Source organism: Skermanella sp., assembly GCF_059503625.1.
Window position 1 is genome coordinate 1 of sequence record NZ_JCACHA010000762.1, and the last position, 10,054, is coordinate 10,054.

Sequence of the window (10,054 nt, forward strand, 5' to 3'; positions counted from 1 at the left end):
AGCCCGGTGCGGCGGTCCAGCCGCAGACCCAAGCCCTGGACGAGCTTCAGCAAGGCCTGCAATCCATGGCCGAGCAGATGGCGCAACAGATGATGATGGGACAGCAGCAGGGCCAGATGCCGGGACAGCCGCAGATGCAGCAGTCCAACCGAGGCCGCGACCCGCTAGGCCGGTCCCTGCCCAGCGTGGGGCAGAGCGACAACAACGATGTGCGCATCCCGGAGCAGTCCGACCTTCAGCGTGCCCGCGAAATCCTGGACGAACTGCGCCGCCGCGCCGGCGATTTCAACCGGCCGCAGCTTGAACTGGACTATATCGACCGGCTGCTGCGCCGGTTCTGAGCCGAAGAGGCCGCCTCAGCGCTCCAGGGCCGCCCGCGCGGCGACGCCAAGCTCCTGAAGGCTGAAGGGCTTGGCGATCACGCCATGGATCAGGGCATCCAGGTTGCGAGCCCGCTTATGTTCGGCCGGATAGCCGGTTATCAGGAGGATGCGCAGGTCGGGCTGACGGCTGCCGGCGCTCAGCGCCAGCGCGATGCCGTCCAGCACGGGCATGACGATATCGGCGACCAGCAGGTCGAATCGTTCCAGTTCAAGCGCCTGCAAGGCCTGCTGCCCGTCCTCCACGTCCACGACGGAAAAGCCGGCATGCGTCAGCGACCGGGTGACGAAGGTACGGACCGCCACGTCATCCTCGGCGACAAGGACGCGTGGGACGGCGGGTGATTCGGATGCAGCCATCATCGAAGTGTGCTCACGAGCGCGGAAAGGAAAAACCTGCTCCCGCCAGTAAGCCGGACGCCGGGCCGCCGGTCCATGACGCCGCCGAAGGTCCGCTTTCCGCAGCGGGGGTAGTTCAGCCGCCGTGTGCGGGCTGGAACGTGATGGCGATTTCGGCGATTACGCCGGCAGGCTCCCGCATCTGACTGACGAAGGTCGCGATCTCGCCCGGCAGCAGGGTCTCATGCGACGCCGTAAACGTCCAGTCGCCGAGCGGTGTCTTGTCCGGTCCGAGCGACACGGCGCGCAACGGCGGCACCGGGCGCTCGCGGTCGGAGACGTTGACCACCTGTCCCTCGATGACGAGCACGGTGATCCCGTCCTCGACCCGCTTCTCCGACCGGACATGCTGCAACTGAAGTCCGGCACCGAGCGCGTCGACCGGCAGTCCGACTGTTTCGAACAGACGCGCCGCCGGTGGCCATAATTCGACGATATCCTGACGCATGAAGACGCCGCCGACCAGAAGAAGGAGTGCCGCCGCCACGGCCGAAATGACGAGCGGCTTCTTGGACGCCTTCGGCTTGTCCTGCTTGCGGATGGCAGGCAGGTTCGATCCCGGCGGGATCGGCTTTACCTCCTCCGGCGGGGGGATGAAATCCAGGTCCACCGATTTCGGCATATCGGCCGGCGGACGCTGCATCCAGGTATGGCCGCATTTGACGCAACGGACCACCCGCCCGTCCCTGCCAAGATTGGCGGGTTCGACTGAATAGCGGGTAGAGCAGGTCGGGCAGGTGAGGATCATAAATGGCGTGAATAATTCGTGGATTCGTAGGATGTCTTATAGAAACTAAGGAGGTATTAAGCAAGTCGGGGGCTTGTTGATGCTCCTAAAGCGCCGTGAAATCAACGGTCGCACCACTGTTGTAGACGCCCTCAGGGGTGGCGTGCGATGCTGCGCGCCGACTCAGGTTACCGAGGTCCGAGAATTTGATTCGTTTCGAGAATGTCGGCATGCGCTACGGCACGGGGCCGGAAGTGCTGCGCGATGTCAGCTTCACATTGGAACCGGGGACGTTCCATTTCCTGACCGGCGCCAGCGGTGCCGGCAAGTCTTCGCTGCTTCGCCTCATGTACCTTGCCCATCGGCCGTCGCGCGGCCTCATCACCATGTTCGGTCATGACGTGGCATCGCTGAAACGGGCGGAGCTGCCGCCGTTGCGCCGGCGGATCGGCGTGGTGTTCCAGGACTTCCAGTTGCTCGACCACCTGTCGGCCCTGGACAATGTAGCCCTGCCCCTGCGCGTCGCCGGCGCCAAGGAAGGCCAGGTCCGCGAGCACGTCGCCGAACTGCTGAGCTGGGTCGGCCTTGGCGATCACCTTAACGACAAGCCGGCCACGCTGTCCGGAGGGCAGCAGCAGCGGGTCGCCATCGCCCGCGCCGTGATTACGCGTCCCAGCCTCCTGCTGGCCGACGAACCCACGGGCAACGTCGACGACCGCATCGGCATGCGGCTGCTTCACCTGTTCGAAGAACTGAACAAGCTCGGCACGACGATCGTGATCGCGACCCATAACGAAATGATGATCGAGCGATTCGGCTATGCGCGCATGGTCCTGGACAAGGGCATGCTCCAGCACCTGCCGCGGAACGCCACCGCAACCCGGATCGCCTGATGTTCCGTACCCACTACGATCTGCCGCTGCAACGTGACGTTACCGGCCGCTTCCTTCCCTGGATCATCGCGCTGATGGTCTATCTAGCGATCCTGGCGCTGGCCGGGTCCATGGTCCTGTCCGGCATGGCGCAACGCTGGGACAAGGGATTGGCCGGCACGCTGACGATCCAGGTCCCGCCCCTGCCCGACGGCCAGCCGAGCCTGGACACCCGTGTCGAGTCCGCGTTGGGCGTGCTGCGCGCGACCCCCGGCATATCCAGGGCGGAACCCTTGAAGCCTGAACAGATGGCCGGCCTTCTGGAACCCTGGCTGGGCGATGGCGCGATCAGCGCCGGCTTGCCGGTGCCGGCGCTGATCGACGTGACCATGTCCGGCGGCAGAATCGACGTACGCGGTCTGGCCCAGCGCCTGAAGGTGGCGGTGCCCGGCGCCGAGGTGGACGACCATGCGGCATGGCTGAAGGACGTGCTGACGATCGCGCGGGCGGTCGAGACGGTGGCCCTGGGCGTGGTGGCCCTGGTCGGCGGCGCCGCCGTCGCCACGGTCATCTTCGTATCGCGCGCCGGCCTTGCCATCCACGGCGCGGTCGTCGAACTGCTTCACGTCATGGGTGCGCCGGACCGCTATGTCGCCCGGCAGTTCCAAAGCCATGTGCTGGGGCTGGCCGTACGTGGCGGGATCGCCGGTACGGTGCTGGCCGCGGCGACACTGTTCGGCCTGACGCGCGCGGGCGGCGAGATTTCAGCCGGGCTGATGCCGGACATGAGCCTGACGCCGATGCAGCTTCTGTCCCTTGCCGGAGTCCCGCTGATCGCGGCCTTGCTGGCGGCGGTGACGGCACGTCTGACCGTCATGCGCGCCTTGGCGCGGCTGCCGTGATTCTGGTGCAGCGCGTGGCGCGCGTGCTGCTGCCGCCGGTGATCCTGACCGGTCTGGCGCTGGCGGCATGGTTGACGGGCTTGATCTGGTTCGCCCAGACCATCCCGCGCGAGGAGGGTTGGGCCGACCGGGCTACCGATGCCATCGTCGTCCTGACCGGCGGCAGCGACCGGATTGCCACCGGTGTCCAGCTATTGTCAGAAGGCCTGGGACGCACGCTGTTCGTTTCGGGCGTACACCAGGGCGTCGAACTGCGGGAAATGCTGCGGGCATCCCGGCTGGAGCCCAGCACGCTGGAATGCTGCATCGTTCTGGGCTATCAAGCTGGCGACACCGTCGGCAACGCTGCGGAAACGGCGGCCTGGATGCGCAGCCGGCATTATTCGTCGTTGCGTCTGGTGACGTCCAACTATCACATGCGCAGAAGCCTGCTGGAGTTCAGCATAGCCCTGCCGGAGGCGGACGTGGTGCCGCATCCTGTAGCACCCAATGCCGTCAGGCTGGCCGACTGGTGGCGCTGGCCGGGAACGCTGGCCCTGATCGTCAACGAGTACAACAAATACCTGTTCGCCCTGGCGCGGTACACGCTGCGGGGCTGAACGCCGCTTCCAGCAGGAATTTCGATCCCATGCCCAAGCCGCCCCGCTCCAGAGACCCATCGGGCCGTCCGCCTGCGGGACCGCGCCCGCCTACGGGACAGCGTCCGCCGCCGGACAGCCGCCCGGACAAGGCACGACCGGACAAGGCACGACCAGAAAGATCGCGTCCGGAAAAGGTGCGGCCGGAGCGTTCGCCGGGGACCTCCTCCGGCTTCCGCGCCGACGCTGCCGCCCGAACCGAGCCCGGCACGCGTTCCGGCCCCCGACCCTCGTCAGGCTCGACCAGGGCGTCCGCGCCCCGGACGCCTTCGGCGGATTCGAAGCCCGCTAACAAGGGACCGCGCTCTTCGAACAAGCCGCCGGGCAAGGGCCAGCGCCCGGCGGCAAACGCACCCCGGCTCCGCCGCGAGGAGCCGCAGTTGATGGATCGTCCGCCGGAGCCGGCGCCCAAGATGCTGCGGATCACCGGTCTTCCCGCCGTCACCGCCCTGTTCGAGCGGAACGGACGGCTGGTGGAACGGCTGTTCTTCGACGAACGGAACGCGGCGGCCGTCGCGGGCTTCTGCAAGGAGCTGGGCAAGGCTCGCAAGCCGTACCGTCAGGTCGATGCGGACGAACTCGCGCGGGTAGCGGGCACCGTGCTCCATGGCGGTGTCGTCGCGGTGACGGGGCTCCGCCCGATCATGAACTTCGACCCGGCGGAAGCGAAGCGCTGGGCGGCGGAGGGGAAGCCCCTGCTGCTGCTGGACGGGATCGGCAACCCGCACAATCTGGGCGCCATCGTCCGGACGGCGGCCTTCTTCGGCCTCGACCGCATCGTCATTTCCGACCATCCGTCGCAGGCCGGGCCGTCGGAAGCCAGCTACCGCGTCGCCGAGGGCGGCATGGAGCATGTCCGGCTCTACAAGGCGACCGGTTTTCCCAAGGTGCTCCAGCAGTTGAAGTCCAGCTACAAGGTGCTCGGGACGGCGCTCGGCCGGGGGGAACCGCTTGACCGGTTGTCATCGGACGGCCGCCCCGTCGCGATCGTGCTCGGCAACGAGGAGGAGGGCTTGGGCACCGCTACCCTGCATGCCTGCGAAGGCGTCGCGACTTTGAGCGGCTCCGGGCGGGTGCAGTCGCTCAACGTCGCCGCGACGGCCGCCATCCTTATCCACGAACTGACCCGGACGGCGCGGCGGTAGGCCGCGTCTTCCGACGGCGGCGGCCCCGCGACCTCCAGACGCAAACCCATTCGGCAGGCCGCACTGGAATCCGCCGCGAGAACCCGCTAGAAACACCCTCCGGCACTCGCTGCCCGCTCGATATCCTTACCCTCGGGACCCATGACCGCCGTCCGTTCGCTCTTCTTCAATATCGCGTTCTTTTCTTGGACGACGGTGTGCTGCTTCGGCCTTCTATGGATGCTGCTGCTTCCGCGCCGGCAGATGGTGCATGTGGTGGAATGGTACATGAGCACCATCCACTTCCTGGAGCGCACGATCCTGGGCCTCGACTATGAGGTAAGGGGGCAGGAGAACCTGCCGCGCGAGGGGTCCTATGTGCTGGCGGCAAAGCACCAGTCCGCCTGGGAAACCATGAAGCTCCACCTGCTGCTCGATGACCCCGCCGTCATCCTGAAGCGGGAACTGCTGTGGGTGCCGATCTGGGGCTGGTATGCAGCCAAGGCCAAGATGATCTCGGTCGATCGCGGTGCCCGGGGCCGTGCCATCGCCTCGATGGTGGAGGGAGCCCGGAGCGTCAAGGCGGAAGGCCGGCCCATCGTGATCTTTCCGCAGGGAACACGGACGGCGGTCGGGCGTTATCTCCCTTATCGGGTAGGGGTCGCCGTCCTGTACAAGGAACTGAACATCCCTATCGTACCGATGGCCCTCAACTCAGGCATCTATTGGGGGCGGCGCAGCTTCCGGAAGCATGCAGGCCGGATCGTCGTCGAGTTCCTGCCGCCGATCCAGCCGGGGTTGAGCCGGGATGCCGTCATGGCGGAGCTGGAATCCAGGCTGGAGGCTGCAAGCGACCGGCTGGTGATGGAAGCCGGTGGACCGCCTACGGTCAAGCCGTCCAGGCCTCTGCCCGATGGAGCGCCCGCCGCCGTGCCTTAGGTTTTTTTAGCCTGTGGAAAACTCTGTGGATCTACGCGCTTCCTTTCCGCCGGTCCATATGTCTAAGGCAAGACAAACCCGTCCTTCCAGCTTAAGGCTCAAGTGCGACTCTTTTCGGAACAAACCATGAACTGTAGCTTGTCGATCGAATGATCCGCTGGCCGTAAAGTTCATCTTGCCAATCGTCAAAATCTCGGAAACTCTTGTTTTTGCGTGTATTCGACGATTTGGTCCTTTCAGGATCGAACGCCAGACGGGAGAGCGGAATGACGACCGTAGCAGCCATATCCCAGCAGATATGGGATATGAAATACCGGTTGAAGATGCTCGACGGTCAGCCTGTGGACAAAACCGTCAGCGACACCTGGACGCGTGTCGCCAAAGCGCTTGCCGAGGTGGAGACCAACCCGGCCGACTGGACGGACCGATTCGTCCAGGCACTGTCCGGTTTCGAGTTCCTGCCGGCGGGCCGCATCATTGCCGGGGCCGGTACGGGACGCACGGTAACCCTGTTCAACTGCTTCGTCATGGGGACGATCCCGGACGACATGGGCGGCATCTTCTCCAACCTGCGGGAAGCGGCGCTGACCATGCAGCAGGGTGGCGGCATCGGCTATGACTTCTCGACGCTTCGCCCCAAGGGGTCTCCCGTACTGGGTGTCGGAGCCGACGCCTCCGGCCCGTTGTCCTTCATGGATGTATGGGACGCCATGTGCCGCACCATCATGAGCGCCGGCCATCGCAGGGGCGCCATGATGGCGACGCTGCGCTGTGACCACCCCGATATCGAAGCTTTCATCGAGGCCAAGCGGGAGGCCGGCAGGCTGCGCATGTTCAACCTGTCGGTCCTGGTGACCGACGCGTTCATGACGGCGGTTCGCCAGGACGATGCATGGCCTCTGGTCTTCAATGGCAGCGTCTTCAAGACCGTCCCGGCGCGTGATCTGTGGGACCGCATCATGCGGGCCACATATGCCTATGCCGAGCCCGGCGTGATCTTCATCGACCGGATCAACCAGCAAAACAACCTTTGGTATGCAGAAAGTATTTCTGCAACTAATCCATGCGGGGAGCAACCGCTGCCTCCCTATGGCGCCTGCCTGCTGGGATCGATCAATCTGGCGGCGCTGGTGCGCGACCCGTTCACCGAACAGGCGCGGCTGGATATGGACAGGCTGGCGGAACTGGTGCCGGTCGCCATCCGAATGATGGACAATGTCGTCGATGCATCGCGCTTCCCCTTGCCCGAGCAGCAGGCGGAAGCGAAGGCCAAGCGGCGCATCGGGCTGGGTGTCACCGGGCTGGCCGATGCGCTGATCCTGTGCCGGGCACGTTATGGCAGCGAACAGGCGGTTTCGCTGACCGAGCAGTGGCTCGCGGCGCTGCGCCGTCATGCCTATCTGGCATCGACCGGATTGGCGGCTGAAAAAGGCGCCTTCCCGCTGTTCGACTCGGAGAAATTCCTTGAGGGCGCCAACATCCGTACGCTGGACGCCGATGTCCGCGAAGCCATCGCGAAGCACGGCATCCGCAACGCGCTCCTGACGTCGATAGCGCCTACCGGAACGATTTCGCTGTTCGCCGACAACATTTCCTCCGGCATCGAACCTGTTTTCGCCTACAGCTACGACCGGACGGTGCTGATGCCGGACGGATCCAGACGGCAGGAGGAAGTATCCGACCACGCCTATCGCCTGTTCCGCCAGAAGTTCGGAGAGGACGCTCCCCTGCCCGACTATTTCGTGGATGTGCAGACATTGACGCCAGCCGCCCACGTGGTCATGCAGGCCGTGGCCCAGAGGTATATCGACAGCAGCATTTCCAAGACGATCAACTGTCCGGAGGACCTGTCCTTCGAAGCCTTCAAGGACGTTTACGTCCAGGCCTACGATCTGGGGTGCAAGGGATGCACGACATACCGGCCCAATGACGTCACCGGGTCGGTCCTGGCGGTCAAGAAGGCGGAGCCCAAGGCCGAACCGAAGCCCCGTGCACCCGCTCCGGCGCCCAGCCAAACGCAGGAAGCGGGCGCCATAGTCTACATGACGCAGCCGCTGGACAGGCCGGAGGTTTTGCCCGGTCAGACTTACAAGCTGCGCTGGCCGGAAAGCGACCATGCGCTCTACATCACCCTGAACGACATCATCCAGGACGGACGGCGCCGGCCGTTCGAAGTGTTCATCAACTCCAAGAACATGGAACATTACGCCTGGACAGTGGCCCTGACCCGCATGATCAGCGCCGTCTTCCGGCGGGGCGGCGATATCGCCTTCGTGGTCGAGGAACTGAAGGCGGTGTTCGATCCTCGCGGCGGTCAGTGGATGGGCGGGCGCTACGTGCCATCCCTTCTTGCCGCCATCGGCGAGGTGATCGAGCGGCACATGATCGAGATCGGATTCCTGCCGGAACACAAGAGCCATGCCGGGGATCTGGCCGGGAACCGGAAGGAGAGCGCCCTTCAGCGGGTCAACTCCAAGCCGTCGGCCGAGGAAGACCCCGGCGACATATCCCCTCCCGTTCGCCTGCGTCAATGTCCGCAATGCGGACAGCCCGGACTGCTTCGCCAGGAAGGCTGCGATCTCTGTGCGAACTGCGGTTATTCGAAGTGCTCTTGAGCCTTCGGGTAGATGCGGGCCGTCATAGGCTTGCCGGCACCGCAATCTGCCGGGCGATGGCTGCCGCAATGGAAGTCTGGTCGGCAAGGAACGCTTCCGGAGCCAGCGGACGGTCATAGGCATGCGCCCACACGTAAGCGCGGGTGCGTGCTTCCATCAGTCTGACACTGACCCGGATCCAGCCGTCGACGCAGCGGACACTTCCCTCCATCACGAAGTCGGCCGGCGCCGGTTCGGCGGCGTGTTCCATACTGACGACGGTGAAGTGGTCGTGGTCGATCAGCGCCCGCCGAAGCTCGTCCTGAAGGCCCGAAGCCATTTCCGCGCTCAAGGCATCGGCGGGAACGAAGGCGTTTATCTGGACCATCGGCACGGGACGAACTGTCCACGACGACGGTCTGCCCAGTCCGAACATCAGCGCTACGGCCAAGCCCGTGCCGGCTACGACCGCCGCGCACCTTATGGCTGAAACCGGCATCCGCCTGCCCTTGCGGACAGACGGACTGTCCACGTTCGCTGCCGCCGGCATCGGCTGGGCCGCGCGGCTGAAGCTCGGTACGTAGGAACCCTTGGGCAAGTCGATCCGGATGCTGGAACCGGCTCCGCCGGTCAGATAGTAGTGCTCCAATCGCCGCCTGAGCTGACCCGCTTCGATCCGGACCACCGGATCGACTTGCGGATCGAAAGTCTCGTCGCGCCCGAGTACGGACACGGCTATCGCATAAGCCTTGATGCGGTCAGGCCTTCCGGCAAGAGTTTCCCCGACGACGTAGCGGAGAAAGCCACTGCACCGAGACGACCTTCTGAAATCCTCGGTGGCACAGATGTCCTCCAGATGATCGAGGATCTCCCTCTCGGTTATATCCGGGTTCGGGACCATGCGCGTGTCCGATCCGCGGACGCTTCGGCCGGTGTTCCGGTCAAGCATCGGCGACACGCCGGAACAGGTCGGGATACTCCACTACCAGCCCATGCCGGTCGATCGCGATATCGCGGCTGAAGCCGCTCTCAACCGCCTCGAACCGGTAGAGTGCGCCTGACTTCAGGCAAGTATATCTCTGCCGGGATGCCGAGAGCGCCAGATCGGGCACGCTGACATAGGCGACGATTATTTCGGCGCTTTGCCCTTCGTCGAGGCGCAGGCGGCGGATCGGCAAAGTGTTCGTAAAGGGGGTCGCCACGATGTCGACGTCGACCGCACCGTCCAAGGCCGGGAGTGGCGATCCTCCGGCCGTCGTCCAAGCCCCCAAGCCGTCGCTGGCGATCTGGATCGAACAGGCCATGCCGACGATGCGGGTCTCCAGGGTGCGGACTTCCCAGTCCGGACCGCAGGCGATCCTGTAGGTCATGGCGAAATCTTCCTCGGCGTCGCCGCCGATGACCGCTGCCTCCGCGACTATCCCCAACGGTCCTTCCTGAAGAACCAGATGCTCAAGCCCCGGACCTTCCCATCGGCGC

General features: G+C 64.9%; 11 protein-coding genes. 7 read left to right on the top strand and 4 right to left on the bottom strand.

What is annotated here, in order from left to right:
• A partial coding sequence (locus tag AC5JJ6_RS26455) for a DUF4175 family protein (RefSeq protein WP_496044934.1) occupies positions 1-341 on the top strand: 341 nt, incomplete at its 5' end.
• A 15-nt stretch (positions 342-356) separates the two neighbouring features.
• Here AC5JJ6_RS26455 and AC5JJ6_RS26460 read toward each other — a convergent pair.
• Both AC5JJ6_RS26460 and AC5JJ6_RS26465 read right to left on the bottom strand, forming a co-directional pair.
• Positions 357-743, bottom strand: coding sequence for a response regulator (locus tag AC5JJ6_RS26460; RefSeq protein ID WP_496044935.1), 387 nt, complete (start codon positions 741-743; stop codon positions 357-359).
• 112 nt (positions 744-855) lie between these two features.
• Positions 856-1,527 carry an MJ0042-type zinc finger domain-containing protein gene (locus AC5JJ6_RS26465; RefSeq protein WP_496044936.1) on the bottom strand — a complete coding sequence of 224 codons (672 nt, stop codon included), beginning with the start codon at positions 1,525-1,527 and terminating at the stop codon, positions 856-858.
• Between the two features lie 185 nt (positions 1,528-1,712).
• Between AC5JJ6_RS26465 and ftsE the strand changes: the two genes are divergently transcribed.
• The 6 genes from ftsE (at position 1,713) to AC5JJ6_RS26495 (ending at position 8,596) form a co-directional block, all read left to right on the top strand.
• A complete protein-coding gene (gene ftsE / locus AC5JJ6_RS26470) occupies positions 1,713-2,399 on the top strand; it encodes a cell division ATP-binding protein FtsE (protein WP_084721288.1) in 687 nt (228 codons plus the stop codon).
• Positions 2,399-3,280 carry a cell division protein FtsX gene (locus tag AC5JJ6_RS26475; protein WP_496044937.1) on the top strand — a complete coding sequence of 294 codons (882 nt, stop codon included), beginning with the start codon at positions 2,399-2,401 and terminating at the stop codon, positions 3,278-3,280. The genes ftsE and AC5JJ6_RS26475 overlap by 1 nt, the downstream gene beginning before the upstream one ends.
• Positions 3,277-3,879, top strand: coding sequence for a YdcF family protein (locus AC5JJ6_RS26480; RefSeq protein WP_496044938.1), 603 nt, complete (start codon positions 3,277-3,279; stop codon positions 3,877-3,879). Before AC5JJ6_RS26475 ends, AC5JJ6_RS26480 begins: the two co-directional genes overlap by 4 nt.
• Positions 3,880-4,301: 422 nt before the next feature.
• Positions 4,302-5,063 carry a TrmH family RNA methyltransferase gene (locus AC5JJ6_RS26485; protein WP_496044939.1) on the top strand — a complete coding sequence of 254 codons (762 nt, stop codon included), beginning with the start codon at positions 4,302-4,304 and terminating at the stop codon, positions 5,061-5,063.
• Positions 5,064-5,282: 219 nt separating this feature from the next.
• The gene (locus AC5JJ6_RS26490) at positions 5,283-5,981 is read left to right on the top strand and encodes a lysophospholipid acyltransferase family protein (RefSeq protein ID WP_496044940.1); all 699 of its coding nucleotides are present in this window, start codon (positions 5,283-5,285) and stop codon (positions 5,979-5,981) included.
• A 266-nt stretch (positions 5,982-6,247) separates the two neighbouring features.
• Positions 6,248-8,596, top strand: a complete 2,349-nt coding sequence (locus AC5JJ6_RS26495) for an adenosylcobalamin-dependent ribonucleoside-diphosphate reductase (protein WP_496044941.1) — start codon at positions 6,248-6,250, stop codon at positions 8,594-8,596.
• 22 nt (positions 8,597-8,618) lie between these two features.
• On the opposite strand, the gene AC5JJ6_RS26500 is transcribed toward AC5JJ6_RS26495, so the two are convergent.
• Both AC5JJ6_RS26500 and AC5JJ6_RS26505 read right to left on the bottom strand, forming a co-directional pair.
• Positions 8,619-9,476 (bottom strand): hypothetical protein, encoded by an 858-nt coding sequence (locus AC5JJ6_RS26500; RefSeq protein ID WP_496044942.1) that lies wholly within the window; start codon positions 9,474-9,476, stop codon positions 8,619-8,621.
• 40 nt (positions 9,477-9,516) lie between these two features.
• A partial coding sequence (locus AC5JJ6_RS26505) for a putative glycolipid-binding domain-containing protein (RefSeq protein WP_496044943.1) occupies positions 9,517-10,054 on the bottom strand: 538 nt, incomplete at its 5' end.